The 23,494-nt window shown below is 42.4% G+C and carries 14 protein-coding genes and 2 tRNA genes; 13 read left to right on the forward strand and 3 right to left on the reverse strand.

Going from position 1 to position 23,494, the window contains the following annotated elements; all coding sequences use genetic code 11:
- Positions 1 to 34: 34 nt before the first annotated feature.
- Complete coding sequence (locus JO154_RS06855) at positions 35 to 3,163, reverse strand: AsmA family protein (RefSeq protein WP_291943083.1); 3,129 nt, start codon at positions 3,161 to 3,163, stop codon at positions 35 to 37.
- Positions 3,164 to 3,522: 359 nt separating this feature from the next.
- On the opposite strand from JO154_RS06855, the gene JO154_RS06860 reads away from it, so the two are divergent.
- Together JO154_RS06860 and JO154_RS06865 are read left to right on the forward strand one after the other, a co-directional pair.
- Positions 3,523 to 5,169: a hypothetical protein gene (locus JO154_RS06860; protein WP_291943085.1), complete on the forward strand. Its 1,647-nt coding sequence runs from the start codon at positions 3,523 to 3,525 to the stop codon at positions 5,167 to 5,169.
- 121 nt (positions 5,170 to 5,290) lie between these two features.
- Positions 5,291 to 5,363, forward strand: a tRNA-Lys gene (locus JO154_RS06865).
- A 100-nt stretch (positions 5,364 to 5,463) separates the two neighbouring features.
- Here JO154_RS06865 and JO154_RS06870 read toward each other — a convergent pair.
- Complete coding sequence (locus JO154_RS06870; protein ID WP_291943087.1) at positions 5,464 to 5,853, reverse strand: helix-turn-helix domain-containing protein; 390 nt, start codon at positions 5,851 to 5,853, stop codon at positions 5,464 to 5,466.
- A gap of 89 nt (positions 5,854 to 5,942) precedes the next feature.
- Here JO154_RS06870 and JO154_RS06875 point away from each other — a divergent pair, with 89 nt between their 5' ends.
- From JO154_RS06875 to JO154_RS06905, 7 genes are all read left to right on the forward strand, one after another.
- A complete protein-coding gene (locus JO154_RS06875; RefSeq protein WP_291943090.1) occupies positions 5,943 to 6,452 on the forward strand; it encodes a dihydrofolate reductase family protein in 510 nt (169 codons plus the stop codon).
- A 770-nt stretch (positions 6,453 to 7,222) separates the two neighbouring features.
- Positions 7,223 to 10,441 carry a SusC/RagA family TonB-linked outer membrane protein gene (locus JO154_RS06880; RefSeq protein WP_291943092.1) on the forward strand — a complete coding sequence of 1,073 codons (3,219 nt, stop codon included), beginning with the start codon at positions 7,223 to 7,225 and terminating at the stop codon, positions 10,439 to 10,441.
- Between the two features lie 18 nt (positions 10,442 to 10,459).
- Positions 10,460 to 11,950 (forward strand): SusD/RagB family nutrient-binding outer membrane lipoprotein, encoded by a 1,491-nt coding sequence (locus JO154_RS06885; protein WP_291943093.1) that lies wholly within the window; start codon positions 10,460 to 10,462, stop codon positions 11,948 to 11,950.
- Between the two features lie 27 nt (positions 11,951 to 11,977).
- On the forward strand, positions 11,978 to 14,290 hold the full coding sequence (locus JO154_RS06890) for an arylsulfatase (RefSeq protein WP_291943094.1): 2,313 nt from the start codon (positions 11,978 to 11,980) through the stop codon (positions 14,288 to 14,290).
- A gap of 165 nt (positions 14,291 to 14,455) precedes the next feature.
- A complete protein-coding gene (locus tag JO154_RS06895; protein WP_291943095.1) occupies positions 14,456 to 15,547 on the forward strand; it encodes a sterol desaturase family protein in 1,092 nt (363 codons plus the stop codon).
- A 793-nt stretch (positions 15,548 to 16,340) separates the two neighbouring features.
- Complete coding sequence (locus tag JO154_RS06900) at positions 16,341 to 17,372, forward strand: exo-alpha-sialidase (protein ID WP_291943096.1); 1,032 nt, start codon at positions 16,341 to 16,343, stop codon at positions 17,370 to 17,372.
- A gap of 68 nt (positions 17,373 to 17,440) precedes the next feature.
- Positions 17,441 to 17,512 (forward strand) — tRNA-Arg (locus tag JO154_RS06905).
- A 155-nt stretch (positions 17,513 to 17,667) separates the two neighbouring features.
- Here the strand turns inward: JO154_RS06905 and JO154_RS06910 are convergent.
- A complete protein-coding gene (locus tag JO154_RS06910) occupies positions 17,668 to 17,883 on the reverse strand; it encodes a hypothetical protein (protein ID WP_291943098.1) in 216 nt (71 codons plus the stop codon).
- A 918-nt stretch (positions 17,884 to 18,801) separates the two neighbouring features.
- On the opposite strand from JO154_RS06910, the gene JO154_RS06915 reads away from it, so the two are divergent.
- The 4 genes from JO154_RS06915 (at position 18,802) to JO154_RS06930 (ending at position 23,493) form a co-directional block, all read left to right on the forward strand.
- Entirely contained in the window at positions 18,802 to 20,607 is a 1,806-nt protein-coding gene (locus JO154_RS06915; RefSeq protein WP_291943100.1) for a Piwi domain-containing protein, read from the forward strand.
- The gene (locus JO154_RS06920) at positions 20,595 to 21,482 is read left to right on the forward strand and encodes a hypothetical protein (protein WP_291943102.1); all 888 of its coding nucleotides are present in this window, start codon (positions 20,595 to 20,597) and stop codon (positions 21,480 to 21,482) included. Before JO154_RS06915 ends, JO154_RS06920 begins: the two co-directional genes overlap by 13 nt.
- Before the next feature lie 85 nt (positions 21,483 to 21,567).
- Positions 21,568 to 22,413 (forward strand): TIR domain-containing protein, encoded by an 846-nt coding sequence (locus tag JO154_RS06925; RefSeq protein WP_291943103.1) that lies wholly within the window; start codon positions 21,568 to 21,570, stop codon positions 22,411 to 22,413.
- A 246-nt stretch (positions 22,414 to 22,659) separates the two neighbouring features.
- Positions 22,660 to 23,493: a pentapeptide repeat-containing protein gene (locus tag JO154_RS06930; RefSeq protein WP_291943105.1), complete on the forward strand. Its 834-nt coding sequence runs from the start codon at positions 22,660 to 22,662 to the stop codon at positions 23,491 to 23,493.
- The last annotated feature ends 1 nt before the right edge of the window (position 23,494 follow it).

Below are 23,494 nucleotides of genomic sequence, written 5' to 3' on the forward strand. Positions count from 1 at the left end.
AAGCGCTCATCGTAGAGATGAACGCTTTCATTTTTTAATCTTCTTTATCAGGCGTTTCTTCTAAATCCTGATCTGTACCTCGTTTTAATTGTACGATAGGTTTACCCTGCGTGCCTGTTACATTGAAAGGAATCCCAAAAATTCCGAAGGGAGGGAGTCCCAATCGACCTTTCATATTTAATCGACCATCCATACTTACTTGTCCTTCAAAGCGAGGACGGAAGCCGGCTATACGTAATTTGGTTCTTTCTATGGTAATGATATTATTGCTGATGGTGGTCTTGATGTCCACCTTAGAGAGATCTGGATCTTTGACTTCAGATTTGCCGGTAGACTGGCTCACCGCATTCAACATTTTGAAGCCTTTCAGTTTTATTTTCTTGACAGACAGTATGCCACCGCCTTTCAACGAAGGATAAATCGGGTTCATATTGCCATCCAGTTTACCGCTGAGGCGATAATCCAATCCTACAATGCCGCTGGCACTTCCCGCGGAACTGGCCATATCACGGAAGATTTTTATTTCATTATAAGCCCTTTTGATATCAAATTCATTGGCAGTGATATGATAGTCGAATGCTGCTCGTTGTGGTTGGATACAAGTGTACGTGGCATCCATTTCTACCGGTGCGCCGATAATTTTAAAACCTGTTTTATGGAGGGCCACCTTACCACTGTCTAGTACTAGTTGTCCGTGGAAGCTATCGATGTTCATGCCTTTGAACTGTATTTTGGCAGCGGCAGCATTGAGGGTGAGGGCCAGATTAGTAGGTAACATAATGACACCTGAAGTCGCTGTGGTAGCTTTAGGTGCGGCAGCGGTGGTACTGCTGGCATTGGTCATCAGTTCATCCGCGAGTAGGTAATTGCTTTTAAAATCGAAGGTACCGTGTAGTATTTGATTTTTTTCGGTGAGATAGCCGATCACGTTACTTAAGAAGCCATTCATGGTAATTTTTGATTTCCCATAGGTGGCTACGAAGGTATCGAACCACATCTTGTCTTGATCGAAGCGGAAGGTACCATTGTTGATATAAAAAGGCAGGGGGAACAGATCAGTATTGAGCGCGATGTCTTTGACGATCATGGTGCCCCGGTTGTTTAATTTGTTGTAACGGCCTGCAGTAGCATCCGCCTGGGTACCGCTGAGGGCCAGGTTGGTTTTGATGAAACCTTTCAGGTCATAGCCTTGGATGGCAAATACCTTGTAAATAGCACCCAGGTTGATGGTACCATTGGAGGTAACATTATACTGGATATTATCGAAGTTGTTCAGGTCGGCTTTGAGCACAAAGGGCTGACCTTCGAACTCAAAGGCAACAGGCTTCAGGTCTACGTTCATAGAACGCATAGTACCTGTTGTATTGGTAACGGTAGCGTCTATATTAATTTTCTGAATAGGATGAGGGTAGTATTTCGTTTGGACGGTACCATCGGCCATGGACAATTTCGCGGTGGTAACTGGGAATAAGCGTTTCGCAGGAATATAACTGCCTTTGGTCGTGATATCCATATGCAGCGCGCCGGTTACATCCAGGCTATCCATGGGATAGAACTGTTTAAGATCGCCCAGTTGCAGGATAGAGGCCAGTTGCGCGTCTATGACAGGGGCCTGGGCATTGGTAAATCTAAAGTAGCCTTTGATATAGTTACTCAGCAGATTGGCATTGATATTATCAATATTGAAATGCGTATGTGCGTAATTGTTATCCGGACAATTGGCTGCCACTTGGAAGCTGATATTTTTAAGTCCTTCTGGGAGCCCTGCGAGTTTAAAGAAGCCATCTTTAAAATTGGCTTGTAAATTAAAAGCAGGAATGCTACTAATAACGGTATCTGGATGATGATCTTTGCCCCGGTTCACAATAGTGGTGGCATAAGGCCCATCTGCCAGGAGATGCGCTTGTAGTCGGCCTTTGAGATCGAAAGACTGCCAGCCCATCGCTTTGCTCCATTTCTCCAGATCTATGTCTGTATTCATTTTTACATGGATATCTGGTGTTTTCAGGCCTTTGATTTTTATGATGGAGCTGAAATAGTCTTTATCTATGTTAAAGAAGATCGAGTCGACATTTACATATAAACTATCTGTATTCAACTGCGCTAGTTTCGACTGGAAATTAAGGAACAGGTTTTTAATGGGCGCTGGTGCTTTGGGGTTACTGATAACGCCATCCCGTACCTGCATATTAAAAGTCAGATCGGGCATGGTGTTGCTTTCAGCGATGTATTCTCCAATCAGACTGGCATTCAGATCAGCAGTACCTTCCACGTTGGTATGTTGCATCCAGGTAAGGTATTCGGGCGGTAATGCGCCGAAGATCGCATGCAGACTCGATTCCCGGGAGCTTAAACGGAAATCCATTTTATAACCGTTTTTCATAAAGGCAAAAGCACCTTTTAGTCTTACCGGTAGTTCATTTATCTTCAGATCATTTCTTTCAAAAACAAAATCCAGGGAATTGGTATTGATCTTTGTGATCAGTTCCCCATTCAGTTTCTTGGATAAGATATAGGAAGTATTGTTATATGTGAAATCCAAGGAACCGATATTCACTTTAGAGTAGAGGTCGAAGATCGCTTTGCTGAGGTCTCCCTTACCCATATAATTCACTTCTTTGGCTTGTACGTACATGGGGAGCGACTGATCATCATAAATCAGGTGACAGTGCTCAATTTGTATCCTTTCAATTTTCATGGAAGCGCTGCCACTGTCAGATTTACTGGAAGTAGTAGCAGGAGCCGATTTATAGACGTTATAATTAGGATGCCCGGCGGAATCCACCATGATATGGATTTTCCCTTTGGTCAGGTAGATTTCATCGATGGTGATGGCATCAGAGAAAACGCTTTTGAGGTTTACCCCCAATGCGATCTCATTTGCAGCTACGAGTGTATCCTGTTGGAAAGGCGCCCCACCTTTAAGACTGAAATCGTATAGTGTCAGCGTTAGAGAAGGAAAGTGATTAAAGAAAGATAATCTTGCTTTCGAAAAATTCAATTCTCCAGTGATACTGTTATTGGCCCAGGTCTTGATTTTGTTGGCCACTGCACCCGGAAATAAGATAGGGAGCAGAAACAACAACGCAATAATCGCAGCCAATGATATTGAGGTAATTTTTAATGTTTTTAATGCAGCTTTTTTAATGAAGGCATTACGCATAGCAATCCGGGTATATATTAAATCGATGCTGGCATATGCCCTATAGAAGAGTGTTTCAAATGCCTGGCAATTTTATTATGGTTACGGTGCGAAGGTAATCCTTTTTTAAGATTGCCCCTTTATTAACTGCGGAAATAAGCATTAATGTTGTGTGTGATATGGTTAGAGAGACACTAGTCTGGTGGTCCAATGAATGGCTTATTAATCGTGGTATTTGACCGTTCGGGAAATAATTTCTAATGTTCTTTTAATCCTTGTACAATGGCGTTTGTACTACCTTTGGAGGCCCATCACCAAAGTGAATGTCTATGCAAAACCTCCGTAGGGTAATTTTCCTTCCAGTTTTTTTATTGTTTTTTATGACCGTCAGTGCCCAGACGGACTATATTAATTTGGGAAACAAGCAGTATCAGTTATTGGATCGGTTGGACATCCGTACCAAAAATGATACATTGCTTGGGTTCACCGATGTGAAGACTTACAGTCGCAAGAAGATGACGGAGCGGGTATTATGGATAGATTCCATGGATAGGCAAGGGTTATTGCCTTTTACATTAACGAAGGTAGATAAATACAATATCCGTAGTATGCTATCCGACAACTGGGAATGGGCGCCGGGTTACGAAGGGAGGACCACTAAAAAGCCATTGTGGGGTGTATTTTATCGGCAGCCGGGGGCTTTGTATGCAGTAAATGTTCCTGATTTCAAATTAGTGATTAACCCGGTATTGAACCTCCAATATGGTCATGCCAATGATGGTACGGGGAGTATATTCGTAAATACTCGTGGGATTACACTCCGCGGTAATATCGCCAATAAGGTAGGATTTTATACAGTGCTCACAGATAACCAGGAGCGAGATCCACTGTACGTTAGGGATTTCGTGACCAAGCATGATGCCGTACCTGGAGCCGGATTTTATAAAAACTATAACCATAATGGGTATGACTATTTTGACGCGAGGGGAGGTGTCTCCTTTAACGCTGCTAAATATTTCGATATTCAGTTTGCATACGACAAATTGTTTATCGGTAATGGGTTTCGTAGTTTATTCCTGAGTGATTTCAGTAGTAATTTCCTTTATCTGCGCATTAGCACACGGATTTGGAAATTTGATTATGAAAACATTTTCTCGCAGACAATTGGACCTTTTCCTCCGTTTGCACAGGATGGTAAGCGAGACATGCGTCCGAAGAACTATATGATGATCCATCATTTGTCGTTACAGGCTACGCACTGGTTGAACTTGGGTTTCTATGAAAATATCATGGAAGATGGGAAGAATGGTTTGCAATTGGCTTACCTGAACCCAGTTATATTCTATCGTTCTGTGGAACAGCAGTTGGGAGCGGCAGGGAAGGCCAATATTGGATTTGAAGTGAAAGCCAATGTGGCCAGATCAGTGCAGTTATATGGTCAATTGCTGATCAATGAATTTGTCACTAAGGAAGTATTGCATTATAGTCGCGGTAACATCGCTAACAAGCAGGGGTTACAACTCGGAGTGAAATACATAGATGCTTTGAACATAAAGAATCTGGACCTACAGGCAGAAGCTAATTTCGTACGTCCGTTTACGTATACCAACTACGATAGCATTACTAATTTTAACCATTACAATCAGCCACTGGCTCATCCGCTGGGCGCCAATTTCAGGGAATTTATCGGGGTGGCCCGCTACCAGCCGTTACCAAAGCTCTACCTGACGGCCAAACTGATGCATCATTTGCAGGGACTGGATTCTGCTGGTGTAAACATGGGTAGTGATATTTCCAGGAGTTATAACACGCGGCCACGGGATTATGGCTTCTATATCGGAACAGGCACTCCAGTGAACAGTACGATGGCTTCCCTGGCGGTTTCTTGGGAATTATTTGAGAACTTGTTCTTGGACTGGAATACCACTTATCGTACCTACAATGTCAAAGATCAGCCTAAGAGTAATACTTTCTATTACACCTTCGGCATCAGGATGAACATACAACCGAGGGAGTTTAATTTTTAATATTTGTACTACGTGCGACGCAGAAAAAATGACTTTTTCGTATAGCCGTCAAAAAATATTTTTGAAAACTCTTTGAAAATCAATTCTTTTTTCTCTATCTTTGCGCTCCCTTCAAGGGAATGATTCCGTAGCTCAGTTGGTAGAGCAATACACTTTTAATGTATGGGCCCTGGGTTCGAGTCCCAGCGGGATCACCGGATAGTTGAAAATCCGTCTCTACTCAGTAGAGACGGATTTTTTGTTTTACCACTGGCAGTGCTTCTGCTATACAACGGCGGATTTTTTTACCATCTGCTACACTGCTACGTTCTGCAATGAGCCATTACCAGCAATGGCCTCTTTTATCCTTTTCCGTTGTTGAATACCAAAAGTAAGCAGCGCATCATAAACTGCCTGTGCCTCCAGTGCAAATGGAGTTAATGAATATGAAACTGTAATCGGCTTAGTATTATTAACGGTTCTGGTGATGAGGAGATTCTGTTCAAGTTCCAGTAATTCCTTCGTCAGTACCTTGGGAGAAATACCCACCACTACTTCCTGCAAATCCTTGAACCTTTTATCTCCGAATTCCAATTGCTGAAGAATGCAGATCTTCCATTTACCACTTAATAACTCAATCGCATCTCTTAATGCCAGCCTTGCTTCTTTGCAAAGCATTTCGTTCCCAAATTGAATTGATATCATAGTAATGAAGTTTACTTTCCTAAAGGTAAGTGATAATGAAGATAATATCCCCTCACTGTAGCTTTGCATCGAACAATAAAAATCGAATTATGCAAATCACAATTGTAGCCAATATCTCCGCAAACGGAAAAGTATTATTAGCTGAAAATAAAAATCATCAGGCGCCAGCAGCAGCAGTTAGCAGTTTTATCGAAGTAGCCATGCAGGCAAGGAATATGGTACTTGGCAGAAAAACCTTCGAAGTGATCCAGCAACTTCCTGAAGAAATGAAAGGATTCCTGGAAGGAATTGAAGTAGTAATACTTTCCAATACCCTGCAAGATACAGCTACCTATAAAGGGGTAAAGACCGTCGAAGCAGCCATCAGTTACTTAAAGGAAAAAGGATTCAAAAACATTGCAGTAGGCGGCGGTACCGAAACATACAATGCATTCCTGAATGAAGACCTGGTAACAGATATTTATTTCAACATCATTCCCATCATTACCGGCAATGGCGGAGAACTGGGTACCAATTTTAATCTGGAATCAAAATTTAATCTGAAAGAACATAAGCTGCTAACAGATAACATTATACAGTTGCATCTGACTAAGGCGTGATGCACTGGTGTTAAAGTGTTATCACAAATGGGTAATCTTCGATCACTGGAAATAAAAAAGGCTTCAGAACGTATTCGTTTTGAAGCCTTTTTTTGATTCGATATCTGATCAACGAATTTTGGGGCTATTGCATTTTAATGATTTGTTAAGGATGTTGGGTTCGAGTACCAAAAGGATGAATCTCTTCTGACCGGCATTTTTATGGAACTTGTCGTAACTCAGTTCATTATGTCCCCATCAATTTGAAACCTTCAGAAAGTTCCTGGATTTTTATTCAAATAATTATTTCAATAAAAGTAAAAATCTCCTTTCATATCGTCACCATTACAAGATTTTTTATCATGTTTCTAATGCGCAGTAAAAAGTTCCAAACAAATTTTTACGCAAAGATTTGCGTTTTTGAAAAGCCTTTGTATATTTGTCTATAGTTTTAGTAGACTAATAGAAATTTACCACCACCCACGCCGGTATCCTGGCAAAAAGTCTTTGTCCCACCACACAAAGCGAGCAAATAATTTATGCGTAAATGTTACTTCCCAGAAGTAGCCCAGACCACTATTTTTTTAAACATTTTCAACCATGAATCAGCTATTGAACAACAATAGAAAGAGAGCACCGCATACTGGCAGTTTACTGTCTGTTGGCTGTTGTTGTTGCTGCTAAACACTTTCCAGGTATTTCCGAAATACTGCATTCAGTTATTTAGATGACGGTTCATACTGTTGTTAGGACCTGTCTTGCCATATCTCTCCACTATCAATCAATTTTTTATGCTAACATATTTACGACAAATGATGTTGTGTGCGTTCCTGTTACTGCCAGCATCGATAATAGCACAGGCGCCTATTATTCTTAAAGGAAAAGTGATTGATCATAAAACGGAAGAAGCACTGCCCGGTGCATCCATTCGCGTGAAGAACGGAAAAGTAGGTACACTCGCTGATGCCACCGGCAATTATCAGCTCAGCATTACCCAGTTGCCACAAACCTTGTTAGTCACCTTTATCGGTTATCAACCACAAGAAATCGTAGTGACTAAAGATAACCTCCACCAGCTCATTAAACTGGAGCAGCAGCAGTCACTATCAGAGGTGGTAGTTACTGCCGTGGGTATTAAAAGCGCTACCCGCTCGCTGGGATATAGCGTGGGCGAATTAAAGGGCGCTGTCTTGAAAGACAGCCGGGAGCCCAATGTAGTAGCGGCGATTAGCGGAAAAATTGCCGGTGTGCAGATCAACAATTCCGGCGGTTCTCCCGGTGGCTCATCTACCATAAAAATACGGGGAAACAGCTCCCTGCTGGGAAGTAATGCACCCCTGTTTATTCTTGACGGTATTCCAATAGATAACTCCATCCAGGATATTCTTCCAATTTCCAACAGTGTATCGCTGGCTACTCCCTCCAACCGGGCTATCGATATCAACAGTGCTGATATTGCCAGCCTAACCGTGTTAAAAGGGCCTGCTGCTGCAGCCTTGTATGGTATCAGGGCGGCAAATGGCGCCGTGGTGATCAACACCAAAAGGGGTAGTTCACTAACTGATAAAACCTTTGGCGTAAGCTACAGTGGATCCTTTACGGTAGATAAAATCAATCGCCGTTTACAACCACGCCAGACCAGTTTCTCCAACGGCATTGGTGGACAATATATAAAACCAGGTACCACCGGCTCCGATGAAAACTGGGGCGCATTGCTGGATACGCTTACTTATAGCAATATTCCCAGCAACTTTGACAGGAATGGCACCATTGTCGGTAAAAGTGATCCCGCATCCAACGGCATCCCCGTGAACAGGTACGATAATATCGACCGCTTTTTCGTGAACGGCTATACGAATGATCATAATATCAGTTTCTACGGTAATACGGGCAATGCAGGATATTATTTTTCTTACGGCAATCTCAAACAAACCGGTATCATTCCCACCACCGACTTTTATCGTCAAACATTCCGGTTTAACGGTGACTATAATGTGAGCAACCGGCTGAAACTTTCCGGTGGCGTTAACTATATCAAAGACGGTGCAGATAACCGGGCACTCATGGGAGGCTTTAACACAAATGTGATACGGGCCTTGATCAACACGCCCTCCAACTTTGACATTAGCAATGGCTACTCCGATGCCTGGAAACATCCGGAAGCGTATAAACTGCCGCCAACTGCGGCTAAGCCATGGGGCGACAGCCGCTCTTATGCCAATGGTATTGGCTGGGATAACCCTTATTGGTCGCTGAATATGAATCCGCAATCGGATGAGGTGAACCGCTTTATCACCTTCGCCGAAGCCAATCTTGATATTAGCACCTGGTTGAAAGGTACGGTACGATATGGCATCGATAACTATACCGACGTACGTAAAGGCGCCTTCAGCCGGGGAACTTCCGGTGTGTCTACCGGTACTATCAATGATGTGAATTACAGCCGGAGAGATAATAACCTGGATGTATTGCTGATAGCGGAAAAGAAATTGAACAAAGACCTTCAGTTGACAGCAGTAGCGGGCTACAACTATTATAACTCCTGGAAGAACCAGGTCAATACCCGGGGCGATGGATTAACTATTCCGGGGAACTTTAATATTTCCAATGCAGCCGCTACCCAAACCTTTAACCAGACGATCCGTAAAAAACTGGTGGCCGGTTATGCCGATCTGAAGCTGGACTTTAAACGCTGGCTGTACCTGGAGTTAACGGGTAGAAATGAGTGGACTTCTACACTCGCCAAAGGAAAGAATGCTTTCTTTTATCCCAGCACCAGCGCCAGCTTTATCTTTACAGACGCGTTGCATTGGAGCAGCAGCTTCCTGAACTTTGGAAAGATACGCGCTACCTACGCGCAGGTAGGTAACGATGCGGATCCGTACTCACTGGAAACCTATTATGTACCTACCACTACCAGCGGATGGATACAAAGTGCGATCAGCTTTCCATTCAACGGTAAACAGGGCTTGAGCTACAGCGCTACTATCGGTAACCCCAACCTGAAGCCGGAACGCATCAGCACCTGGGAAACAGGGCTGGATCTGCATTTTTTCCGCGACAAAACACAGTTGGAGCTGGTATATTATCACAACAGCAGTAAGGATCAGATAGTCCCAGTTGCCCTGCCGTATTCTACCGGTGCCGCCTATACGCTTACCAACGCTGGCAATATTGTGAACAGAGGACTGGAGGCTACCTTACAGCAACGGGTTATCAACAGCCAGCAATTTAGCTGGACCGCCACCGCTTTGTTCAATAAGAATATCAGTCGTGTAAATTATATCACCGACAATATTTCCAGCGTGAGTCTGGGCGGTATATGGATGGAAGCCCGTGGCCAGGCCGGTCAGCCCTATGGTGTATTCTATGGTATTGATGTAAAACGCAATGCAGCAGGTAAACCGGTGATTGATGATAATCCTGGCAGTGCTAACTATGGATATCCGTTGGTAAATACGGCATTTACCAAAATCGGTGACCCCAATCCCGACTTCAACGTAGGGTTGCGTAATGAGTTACGGTATCGCGCTTTTACCTTCTCTTTCCTGCTGGATGGCCGTTTCGGGTTCGATATTTTCAATGCACCCCATCTGCAGATGGTATTTAATGGCGTCGATGCTTCTACGGTAAACAGGGGTTCTCAAACAGTTTTTGATGGTGTCACTGCTTCCAAAGGCGAACCTAATACCATTCCTGCTGTATTGTCGCAAGTCTGGTACCGCAATACTTTCAACATACAGGGACTCTATGTAGAACATAACCTGTATTGGGTAAAACTGAAAGACGTCAACTTTACCTATGCCTTACCGCAGCAGCTCTTAAAGCCTGCACATATACAGGCCGCCAGTGTAACACTTAGCGCCAGGAATTTTCTGTTGAGCACTAATTATACCGGCAGTGATCCTGACCTGGGCAGTCGCAATGGTTTGTCGAATGCTGCTGGTATTGACTTTTGGACTACGCCCAATACGAAGAGCTATGGTGTTGCGCTGAACGTTTCTTTTTAACCGCCTTAATCTATTCATATGAAAGTCTATCAATATATAAATCGTATACTCGTTGGCGTTGGTATGATCACATCGGCAGGCTGCTCCTTGCAGGAAACCAATGTAAACCCGAATGCATCCACAGCCGTATCTGTCAGTGCCGTACTTAGCGGTGCGGAAGTATCATTGGGGTTTAATGTGGGCGTCAATGCAGGACTTATTGTCAATATATACCTGCAACAGGCTTCTGGCGCTAACGGAGACGCCGCCTCATTCGATAACTATACTACTTCCAGCCAGTATTTCAACAGTACCTGGAAAGGGTTTTATGGGGATGTACTGGAGGAACTGAAGATTGTGAAAACCATTGCAGCACAACAGCAATTGCCTTACTATAGTGGTATTGCACGAATACTGAGTGTCTACAGTTATGGTACTCTGACCGATCTTTTTGGAGATATCCCTTATAAGGAATCTTTATATGGGAATAATATTACCAATCCCGCATATGATAAACAGGAGGATATTTATAAGGATCTGCAGGCGCAGTTGGATTCAGCGCTGTTGGAATTAAGTGTACCTGCCACTAATAACAAGGGCGCTTTGCCGGCTTCAGATGACGTTATCTTTGGTGGGAACGTAGACCGCTGGAAATCGTTTGCCTATACATTAAAGGCCCGGTATGCCATTCATCTCTCAAAAATAAACAGCAGCGATGCCGCACAACAGGTGCTGGCGGCTTTGTATGATGGTAGCAGGTATCGTGGTATAGCCGATAATTCTGCTGATGCCCAGGTGGTATTTGGTGCGTCTACTACTAACGCCAATCCATTTTATCAACAGAACAGTACTCGCCCAGGCTGGATTGGATTGGGCGCTTCTTTCGTGAATCTGTTGAATGGCAACGCCGTTACAGACGATCCTACTAAGCCGGAAGGACCACTGGTAGATCCGCGCCGGGCCTATTTTGCCACGCCTTATCCCGTGGGCAGCGCCACTTACAGGGGGAGTGCAGCAGGCGTACCTGGCGCCTTCTCTGTTATTGGCAGTTACTATGGAACCGCTACCAGTCCGGTGATCCTTAGCAGCTTTTCCGAAGCAAAGTTTCTGGAAGCGGAAGCTCGTTGGCGGATTAATCCGGCCGACCCTTTGGTGAAAACATCGCTGGAAGCAGCTATCAGAGCATCTTTCGCCAAGGTGATCAGCAATAGCGCCGATCCCTATGCCACTCCAGAAAAGCAACAGGCATATATAACGGCAAAGACTATACTAAAAGGAGAGTCGACCGCCGATCTTAATACGCTCATTACGCAGAAGTATGTTGCGCTGTTTCTGCAACCGGAAACCTGGAGTGACTATCGCCGTACCGGTTTTCCTCCGTTGCCATTGGCGAAAAATGCCAGCAGTGTGGCTAATCCCGACGGTAAGATTCCACGCAGGATTCCTTATCCTCAAAATGAAGTATCACTGAATACGCATACGCCTGCGGGGGCCGGTTATCAGACGCCGGCACTTTGGTGGGACAAATAATCTAATGGCCAACACAATCAATATCACATGCAATATTTACCCTCTTACAAAACGTTTTTTACCCTGGCGTTGCTTTCCGGCGCCTCCGCATATGCCCAGTATAGCCCTGAAAAGCCTTATGCAGGCAAGGTAGGCGTCAATTTATCTCAGTCTACCCTAGCTGCTACGCCTTTCAATCCTACTGCACCGAAAGGCGCTCCTAATATTGTTTACATCATGCTGGACGATGTTGGCTGGGGCGCCAGCAGTGCCTTTGGCGGCCTGGTAGAAACGCCCGTATTTGACAGTCTTGCTAATAACGGTTTACGTTATACGAATTTTCATACCACCGCTATTTGCAGCCCTACACGCGCTTCGTTGTTAACCGGCCGGAATCATCACTCTGTTAATGTACCTACCGTCATTGATGCGGCCGTTAATTTTCCGGGGCATAACGGTTATATGCCTTTTGAAAAGGGGACTATTGCGGAAATATTGCGGGAAGATGGCTACAATACTTATGCTGTCGGTAAATGGCATGTAACGCCCAGCCCCGACCTTACGCCGGCAGGACCTTTTAACCGCTGGCCTACTGGTCGCGGTTTTGATGCCTTCTTCGGTTTTATGGGAGGAGAAACGGATCAATATACACCTGCACTCTGGGAAAATACCGGGAAAGTAGAGCCAGATCTACATGGCCAGCATCTCACTACAGTATTGGTAGATAAGGCGATTGCCTATATTGCTGCCCAGCATTCCGCTGCGCCAGAGAAACCGTTCTTTCTTTATTTTACTCCCGGTGCTACGCATGGGCCACACCAGGTAGATAAATCCTGGGTTGAGAAATACAAAGGCAGGTTTGACGCCGGCTGGGATGTATACCGGGAGCAGGTATTAGCCCGGCAGAAAAAACTGGGACTGGTACCCGCTAATGTAACACTGCCTCCCAACAACCCTGGTGTGAAGCCCTGGGCATCATTGTCTCCGGTAGAAAAGAAGGTATTTGCCCGTTTCTTTGAAGTATATGCCGGCTTCTTATCACATACCGATTACGAAGTGGGAAGATTAATTGCTTACCTGCGTGATACCCGGCAACTGGATAATACCCTGATTGTATTGATTATCGGAGATAATGGCGCCAGCAAGGAAGGTGGACTCAGTGGACACGTACACGGTATCAATGAATATATTAACGGGAACCTTTTTGCCGAATCATACGACAGCAGGATTAAAGAGATAGATAGTTTGTATGATAAAATAGGCACGTGGGAATCGGGCCCTAACTACCCGGTTGGCTGGGCGCAGGCCGCCAATACACCTTTTCGCTACCTGAAGCAGGATGCCAACAGCGAGGGAGGTACCCGTAATCCATTGGTCATTTTTTATCCTAAGCTGATTAAACAGGGAGGTATCCGTACACAGTATTCTCACGTGAACAGTATTACACCTACTGTACTGGAACTGGCAGGATTAACCGTACCCAAAGTAATTAATGGCTATCCACAAGATAGCCTGGAAGGTATCAGTCTCGCCTATACGATTCATAGTTCCACCGCGCCAGGCAGACATCATGTGCAATACTATGAAATCGCCGGTGGGCGCAGCATTTACAAAGATGGCTGGAAAGCAGCAGTGGCACATGAGCGGGGAACTCCCTTCAGCAATGATAAATGGGAACTATATAACCTCAATGAAGACTTTAACGAGCAACATGACCTGGCTGCTGCCAATCCTGCAAAGCTGAAAGAGTTGCAACTCTTGTTCGATGAGCAGGCGCATCAATATAAAGTATATCCTTTACTGGGAGATACTACCCGTATTACACCGGCATTACTCACCAGAGGGCCGCTGGATAGCCGGCGCAGTGCTGTTTTATACCCGGGACTAACGCAGGTGCCTACACGCTCAGCGCCTTTCCTCAGCGAGGAGTCATTTATCATCAATGCCGATGTGGAGTTGAAGGATGATCAGGCAGAAGGGGTGTTGCTGGCCATCGGTGGCCGTTTCTCAGGGTTTACGCTTTTTGTGCAGGAGGGTAGGTTGAAAGCAGTGCATAACAACAACGGCCGCTTAACAGACCTGACAGCCTCCCGTAAACTTAGTGCTGGCAAAGCTATCCTGCGTTATGAACTGAAGTATACACCGGCGAGGCGCTTAACAGATCCCGCTGGTACTGAAATACTATACATCAACGATGAAAAAGTAGCAGAGCGGGTTATTACGAAAGAAGATGCGCTGATCACACCTTATGACGAGGGGCTGGATATAGGCAGAGATCAGGGCTCAGCAGTATCGCCGCTGTATAGATCGCCTTACACGTTTACTGGTAAGTTAAACCATGTAGAAATTATACATCCTTAACTCATTTAAAAGTTGATTTATGACACTGGCAGATATCGTATTGATAACAAAGAAGATTGCTATTGGCATTGTTATTTTTTTGATACCGCTGATAGTAATATCCGGCACTATTTGGATTGTATTTAACCTGTTAAACAAATAACATATCACCTAAAACATTTCATTATGACAGCACCTGCAAAAACAAGTACATCCGTCATCCTGCGAGATTCGTTGGTGAGCCTGCTGCTATATATATTACCTATTGCCCTGATGTTGCTCTCCTTTTATTTTAGTGGAACTCGGCCATGGTTAACCAGCGTAACAACACAACCGTCTTTTCGTATGCCAGCAATCCTGGAGATTGTATTTCAGAACCTGAAAACATGGGGCCTGCCGGCTATCATGGTAGGGATAGGCGTAGTAGAATTTTCCGTAGGATTATATGAAAACAAATGGACGAAGAATGAGCGAATACTTGATATGGTATGCTTTATTCTTCCCAGAGTGATATTAAGACCTATGATTGCTTATTTCGGGTTGCAGTTGTTGCCCTGGGTGTTACCGCAGGCCAAGGATGCATTTGCCTGGGTGCCTTTCTGGTGGGGATTTGCTATCATGGCTGTAGCCGACGATCTGACCCAATACTGGTATCATCGTTTGCATCATCAGTTGCCCATCCTGTGGCGTTTTCACCGTACGCACCATTCTGCGTCCTATATGGGAATGGCGATGGCCAGCAGACAGAATATTATTTACACGGTATTCTTTTCCCAGATATATCTGACGGTAGCACTTACCTACCTGGGTTTGGGCTATCCGGCACTCTTTGTAGGAGGGATCAAATCCCTGATCACCACTGGCGCACATAGCAGTATCAAATGGGATAAGCCATTTTACACCATCAAGTGGTTGAAACCAATCGGCTGGGTAATGGAACGACTCATATCAACTCCTGCCACCCATCATGCTCATCATGCTGATTCCACAGATGATGGCGTCGGATACTATAAAGGGAATTTTGGAAACATGTTTTTTATCTGGGACCTTATTTTTGGAACCGGTATTATCACCCGGCAGTATCCGAAAGGCTACGGCTTAAAACATTACAAAGAGGAAGAATGGTATGCACAACTGTTGTGGCCAATTTTCAAATCAAAGAAGGAGGGCAGCGAGCTGGCAGCAGATGGGCCTATGGTAGGGGATGAAGTAGCGGCACCGTTGCTGGTTACTCCGCCTAAAGTTGCCCCGGTGGTAGTGCCAGCGGAGGCGATATAAATTGCTTCGATATTCGTACTATAGATTACAAAGCTCGCGCAATGGCGTGGGCTTTGTTGTTTTGGTCTGTTTTTTAGTTGATGCCATTATCCTGTTAGCGCTTCCTTGTTTCAGTGCTGATCTCTTCTTTTCGTTACCAGGGGATTTCTCCTGTTGCAGGGCCGTAAACATTAGCATCATAAGCTGCTTTAAACTGGTCAAGAGTTGCGCCAGGCGCCGTTTGGTAAATCATACAAAACGAATCTGAAAGGATACAAAAAGGATACAAAAAGGATACAGTAAAAAAATATAAGTCTACTGTATCCTTTTTCTGAAATTGTTTAAACACCCCAGGGGGTTAGTGTATACTTAAATAATTCGGCGCAAATTTTTGGAGTCAACTATTTATTGAAGAAGACCTTATTAAAAATTGAACAATCTCAAGCCGAAATAGAAGAAGTTCTGTAGTGTTTACCCAGACCCTGAAAAGTGGCGCTACTACAGCCTTTGATATAGTCCAAGCGGGATCACGGATAACTTCTAAAACCTATAGTATAACCCCGATTTCTTTCCCGTACTTTATACAGGTTAACGAGCTTTTACTAAAATAACAAATTTCTCACTAGTAGGTAGCGCAATACGCTTTACCGTAAGGGTCCTAACGGATATATTTTGTAATGTTTACCAGTAAGACGTTTTAGGGCATTCAAACTGATACGGAGAATGCCAAATAACACGAGAAATCGATAGCCCAAACTTAGTGGACTATGACAGGAGTAGCAACTTTAGATTTTTTGTTTAATCTTTGTCGGATATGAGAAAATATGCATTCGTTTTAGTATGTCTGCTTGTGGGGGGTTTCCCTGTAAGCGGGCAGTCTCGCTGGCGCATAGTGAAGGCAGAGTTGCTCTTTGAGAATCCTCCTTTTAACAATTGTCATGCCTCCACGCTTGCTGAAGATGCCGGCGGGCGCCTGCATGTTGCCTGCTTTGGCGGAACGTATGAAGGCGCGAAGGATGTGGTAATCTGGGAGGGATTAATTCCGGCGCACGGTAGTGTTGCGCCAACTGTAGTGGCTACTGGTATTTTGCACGATACGGTTCGTTATCCGTGCTGGAATCCGGTTTTGCTACCATTGAAGAACAAGCTGGTGTTATTTTACAAGGTAGGACCTAATCCGCGGGAATGGTGGGGAATGATGAAAACTTCAGTGGATAATGGTCGTAGTTGGTCTGCTGCTATACGCTTACCTGCCAACGTAATAGGGCCTGTGAAAAATAAGGCGTTGGTGTTGGGGAGTAAGGTGCTTTGTCCGTCCAGTGTGGAAGAGGAGGGGGGCCGTTGGAGAATTCAGGTAGAACAGACGGATATGCATTTGCGCCACTGGAAGATTATCCCCATAGATACTGGTTCCTTACTGGATGTGATACAGCCAAGTGTCCTAAGCTATGGTAACGGGAAGTTGCAACTTTTGTGCAGGAGTAAACAGGGAAAGGTAGTGCAATCGTGGTCAGTGGATAGTGGAGTAACCTGGTCTTCTTTAACAGCAACATCACTACCCAATCCCAATTCAGGTACAGATGCTGTGACATTGAAAAATGGTTTGCAACTGATTGTTTATAATCCGGACCTGCCGGGTAAGGATTGGTTTAATGGCCGTTCGCGCCTGAGAGTAGCGGCGTCCCGCGATGGAGTGAAATGGGAAGATATTGTGGTGCTGGAAGATGGAACTACAGAGGAATTCAGTTATCCGGCCATTATCCAAACCCGCGATGGCCTGGTGCATATTACATATACCTACGACCGGAAAAATATTAAGCATGTGGTGTTGCAGGAGGAGAAATAAATTTTTAGGCGAGAATTTTTTGGGTTTAGAAAGCTATTTTTCTACTTCCGCGCTCCCACCACAGGAATGATTTCATAGCTCAGTTGGTAGAGCCATATACTTCTAATGTATGGCCCTGGGTTCGAGTCCCAATGGGATCACGAAAAATTACTAAAGGCTTCAGAACACACTGTTCTGAAGCCTTTTTTGATTCAACATCTTATTGGGAGAAGTTGGAACGATTCTAAGTTGTTGACATACAATAAGTGATTGGTTCGAGTCCCAGCAGGATTCATTCTTACGGAAATGAATTATGTTATTCTCGCTTAGTGTTTTTATCAGATAGCTTTTTCATAATGTTATCAGCCGAGAGTTCGGCTAAATCGTGCATTAATTCAAGTACCTTTTGAGCTTCTTCCTCAGTTATTATAATTCCCTCTTTCGAGAAAGCTGCAATTACTTCTGAGGGCTTCACTTTATAGTCTTTATTGTCGAATTCTGAATTTGGATATTGAAAATTGCGTTTTCCCATTATTCAAATGGTTTAAAAATTAAGAAGACTTATTTCCAGATAGTACATAACCACTGTAGAATATGTATTGTTGTATAGATGGTATCAATGGCGATTGTTGACGTTGTCAGGATAAAGTCGGGTGTGCATCGGATCCCGTAATTACAATGCATGTTCCTGAAACATCATGGTATTAAGATTTTTCCTCAACAGACTTGTATAGATAGAAGCAAAACTGGAAAAGCACCAATGTGACTGTTAATATGCTGATTGTCGCAGAAATACTAAAGAAGCAAAAATTAGAAAGGAGAATCTTTTTGTCAAAACATATAAATTAAAACATATTTGTTTTCTGATTTTTTCTGTTTTAATCCATATTAAATTGTTAGAATAGGATATTTTTTTGTATATTCATAAGTAATTGTTTGAGAATTATAAGTTTGATATGCAGTTGAATTTTTTTCCTATTACAATTAACTCCACAAAGTACAGATTAGCATCAGAGCCATATTCTGTTGAACGCTTAAAGGAATTACGCAGCAGTTACAATAAAACACATTCGTTTTTCAGGCATGAAGACAAGATTTTTATTTCGAACAAGGAAGGAAACGACGAGCGACTTTTCTCTTCTTTTGTAGATCTAAATGCGAATTCAGATGAACAAGTTACATCCTCATTAATCAAGCATATTTTCTTCCGGACTTTCAAAGATCGGTTTAAAAACTACATCCCCGTTGATTTTTATCCATTTCGTTTTTTTTCAAGTCAGGAAAAGGACGATATAATAAGGAGTGTGCTTCCTGACGATCTTAAGGACAGAGTGGCCTTCAAAAAAATGATAGAAGTCCAGCTTCGGCTGATAAGAAACGGTACAGAGCTGCAGTATGGTTTTGTAATTAATACCAGTCGAAATTGGGTTTTACCAAAAACTGCAAAGAATTGAAGGACGAGGGATTTATCTTGGATAATCTGGAGGTACTTCATAATGATTATAACCCAGGACTGAAAGGAATATTAGAGCCTGATGATGATTTTATCGGTACATTGATACGAACAGATGGGAATGAAGCCATTATTCATTCCAATGATGGAGAACTTAGTATTCCTTTGGATAAACTTTCCATAAGGAAAACTGGATATAATATGGGTGCGTATCTATCTTTTAGGCTTGGGGAGGAGAAATGGAATAGTATCTCAGCTCTCATCAAAAGCAAAAGGCACGAAATACTAAACAATAAAAAGGTCCATGAGGATATTTCAAAAATAGCACATTCTCTCTTTGTGGAAAAAGATGAGAGGGGAGACTATTATTTTATACAATTTCGTAATAAGGGAGAATTCAGCTTCTCGGTAAATAACCGTATGCTTGAAGTGCAAAATTCAATAAATTTAAAAGCGCCAACTTTTATTTTTGATTTTGCCCGGACACAAACTTGTCCTACCGCCGATGTAGGACTAAAAAGATATGGGCCATGGGATTCTCAGATCTTTCAGCCTAAATCCCCAACTTTTCTTTGTATTGGTCATAAAGATAATCGCGGATACTTCACATCGTTCCTTAGAAAATTGCTGGATGGAATTCCTAATTCCCAATGGTATGATTCGGGGTTACAAAAAAAGTACGAGTTTCAGAGAATTGCTATTGATGACCGCGATATTAAATCCTTTGAATGGGATGCCTATCTGGATGTCATTAGATCACTTGAAGATACCCGTCCGGATCTTGCAATTATTGAGATACCCGCATCATTTAAATTTCAAAAAGATCAACAGAATAATCCTTACTACAAGATCAAGGCAAAACTGTTGAAACTGGAGATTCCTGTACAGTTTATTACATCGGAGAATATGAGACAGGCCACTGATGTGGTTTTAAACTCTATTGCATTGCAAATTTATGCGAAGCTGGGTGGTATTCCTTGGGTGTTACCGTCTAATCAGACAATAGATCGAGAATTGATTATTGGCGTTGGACACAGTTGGGTGCGTGAGAATGCATTTAAAGGTGCTCAACAGGATCGCGTAGTCGGTTTGACCACTTTTATGGCAAGCGATGGTCAATATTTGGTAAGCAGTAAAGCAAAGGATGTTCCATTTGATGAATATTTCCAGGAATTATTAAATAATCTTAAAAGCTCGATTGATAAATTGGAGCGAGACCTTGGTTGGCAACCCAATGATACTATACGCTTGGTTTTTCATATTTTTAAACCAATAAAGAATGTAGAATTTGATGTAATTGCTCGCTTAGTAAGCCTTTACCCTCAATATCGCATAAACTTTGCGTTTGTGACGATTAGTAAGCATAATCCTTTCCGTCTCTTTGATGTATCACAACCTGGTACTGTTCGGGCTGATCAGGTAAAAGGAAAATATGTGCCTGGTAGGGGAAGTAACTATAAAATCGATAACTATACTGCCGTTGTTCAGATGCTTGGAGTAAGAGAGGTTAAGTCTCCAACTCATGGTGTGAGCAATCCAATGCAGATAAAAATTCGGCTTCCTGAAGGTCGTGCTGATACTGCTGACATAGATCGCCTAATTTTTACTGATCTTGATTATATCGTTCAACAGCTCTATTCCTTTACCTATTTGTCTTGGCGCAATTTTCTTCCTTCTGAAATTCCTGCGACGATGCTCTATTCTACGTTAATTGCGAGGTTATTATGTAGGTTGAGAAAGATTGAGGGATGGGATCCTGATAGTATAAATTTTAAACTGAAGCAAAGAAAATGGTTTCTTTAGATGAAAGAATACCTTTATTGCAAGCTTTAAATGGCGACAATAAATTGCATGCATTTTGGAGCTTGTTAATTAATAAGTCTATTGTCTTTCAACTGGCAGTAGATAATGACTCAGAAGTAGACCAGGTTTACTTTGGATGCATAAAGGCTATTATTGCTGATAATAAACCTGAGTTTGAGTTACATTTTAATAGACTTGCACGCAGAAGCCCTACGAGGGACGATCCACCTCCTTTTGTCTTCGATGATCTTTTGATTTATACAATTTTAGTAGGTTCTTGTATGTTTGGAGTTGGGAAAGAATGGTTAGGGAACATTCTTCGGATCCGGCCGTCATCCCCGGCAACCATTACGTTTCAGAATCTATTAAATGTTGATGTCAATCGATATGATAGTCTTCAATTTGTTATTATACCTTTTCTATACAGAAAGAACCGGTCAGTTATTTCGAATGAGATGCTAAATAATGCTTTGAATGAAATTACTTCTGCTCCTTCCTTGTTTACGGGTAATAACCTCTTCACAGCCTTGCTTGCCATGCGGTGTCATGACATAATTATTAGTATGAAAGAATACGGCAAGAATCCTCTTGATTTGCAGTTTCTTGAATACAAACCAATTTTTCTTAGACGAATAAAGATGGTTGCTAGGTTCTTACTAGCCATACTTGTATTCTGTCTTATTCATTTTTTGGTATTACTCTTAAAAAATTATCCTTCTCTTAAAGAGACAGCAGAACGATATAATACTATAGCAGGTTTATTGGGTGCGGGGGTAGCCTCTTTATTCCCCAAGTTTGTCCAAGGATGGTCCAAGGTTATACTACGTTTGATGGGGTATCCTAAATCTTTACTTGAATCAGTTAACACAGATTAATATATTTACTTTAATATTAATGATATAAAAATAAGTAATGTTTAATTTACTTGTCACTGGAGAAGAAAATGCATGGTCATGAAAGATGTATAGTCTGCCTAAAGAAAGATGTGTTAGATCTAGTGAATACACTCCAAAGGCTATTGCGGAAAGGCTTGGTACGTTTTCGATAGAGGCTATTGTGGAACTTAAGAGTTTTCCAAGTCTTTTTACCTACGAAGGTTTCGATGAACCACCGCTACTCGGCTGGCTCACTAATATAAAGGAAAGGTCCAACAATATTGTACTGGAATTTAAAATTGAGCAGGTAAATCCATGGATTGATGCAACACAGTTTCGTGCTATGGCCCCAGCACTGGATATTGTCGGATGGGAATCTACCCGGACCCATTGGGCTGTGAAAGAAGTAGCCCTGATTGAAGAGCTGAAACCATATGACATAATACTTCCAGTAGGACCAAGTAGCATTGTGCCCATTGCAAGCCCCGATCGAATCGAATTTGATGTAGCCTTTTCCTTTCCGGGAGAATCCCGGCCATACGTGGAAGCTGTGTTGAAAGAACTAAAACTGTTAATGCCGAAAATGCCAGTTTTTTACGATTTTGACTTTCAAGCATTTTTAGCACGACCAGGACTCGATGTATATCTTGCTAATATTTACCGTAACAGGTCGAAGCTACTGGTTGTATTTTTATCGTCAGATTATCAGCGAAAACAATGGTGTGGAGTTGAATGGCGAGTAATACGTGAAGTGATATTTAAAAGAGAACACGATAGGGTGATGCTGATAAAAACGGATAATGGAGATGTAGAAGGTATATTGGCGACAGATGGTTACATAGATGCGAGCAGGCATTCTCCGGAGCAAGTTGCGTACTTTATTTTTCAACGTGTCCAGGAGCTGAAGCAGTCATTAATGTCTAATCGGTAGCTCGTTATTGTTTTGTTGTAAAAATTAGAATTTTACATTTCTAGGCAGACAAAAAAACATTATATTACATGGTATGTGAAATTAATATGTTACTGTATCTAAAAGAGATTGCCCTAGTGAGATTTGTATTCTTTCAGAATTAATCGAGATGGTTCCACATATTATTTCATATTCTTTAAATCTACGGAGAAATCATACTGATTTTATTTCGTATTAAGCAATTATTAAACAAAAACCTTAATCAGGATGTCACTGATTGCAAAGCCTGTAAACGTAATTCATAGTAATGAATCATTTAGTGAAGATCAGATAGATGAGGATTTTTCACATTTCCAATTTACTGATTGCAGTGCCTACGAAAAGGTATTCACAAGATGTAATTTCTCCTTTTGTGTATTTCAAAGGTCGTACTTTCGGAAAGTTAGATTTATTGAGTGCAATTTCACTGGAGCAAAATTTTTTGACAGTAACTTTAGAGATGCGAATTTTGAACGCTGTAAATTTCACTACTCTATTTGGAAATTTACATTAATCCAGCAGAAGCAAGTTTTAAATAATTTACCTGAATGGCCCAATGTGAAGGTATTGCTTTTGCAAAACCATAAAGCAAATGCTAATTCATTTGGAGATGTTAAGGCTGTAAGAGCATACCTATCTGAAGAAATTGAAGCGAATAAAGAGCATTATAGAAGGGCGATGCTGCGCAATGAGGCGTATTACTCTAGCAAGTATTCCAAGGTGGGGCAGAAACTTACAGCTATTCGCAAATATTATGGTCTTGTAATAGACAACGTTATATGGGGGCATGGAGAAAAACCACTTCGTGTATTATTTAGCATAATACTTTTGATTTTGTTAACTGCTATACTGCAATTAGTTTTTTCAGACAATATAGAGAAGAATACGTTAGAAGGATCATTTTCAGGTTTTATGGCTTATTGTGCAAATGATGTAAAAGCGTTTATTGGAATTCAGGGAGCGGATGTCAGTGATTTCGTAAAAGGAAGTTTGATAATCTTCAGGTATGTTGCTTTTAGTTTGTTTGTTCGAATATTGTTTAACAAGTTCTCTTGGAGATAGC

Source organism: Chitinophaga sp. (assembly GCF_019236475.1).
Taxonomy (GTDB): domain Bacteria; phylum Bacteroidota; class Bacteroidia; order Chitinophagales; family Chitinophagaceae; genus Chitinophaga.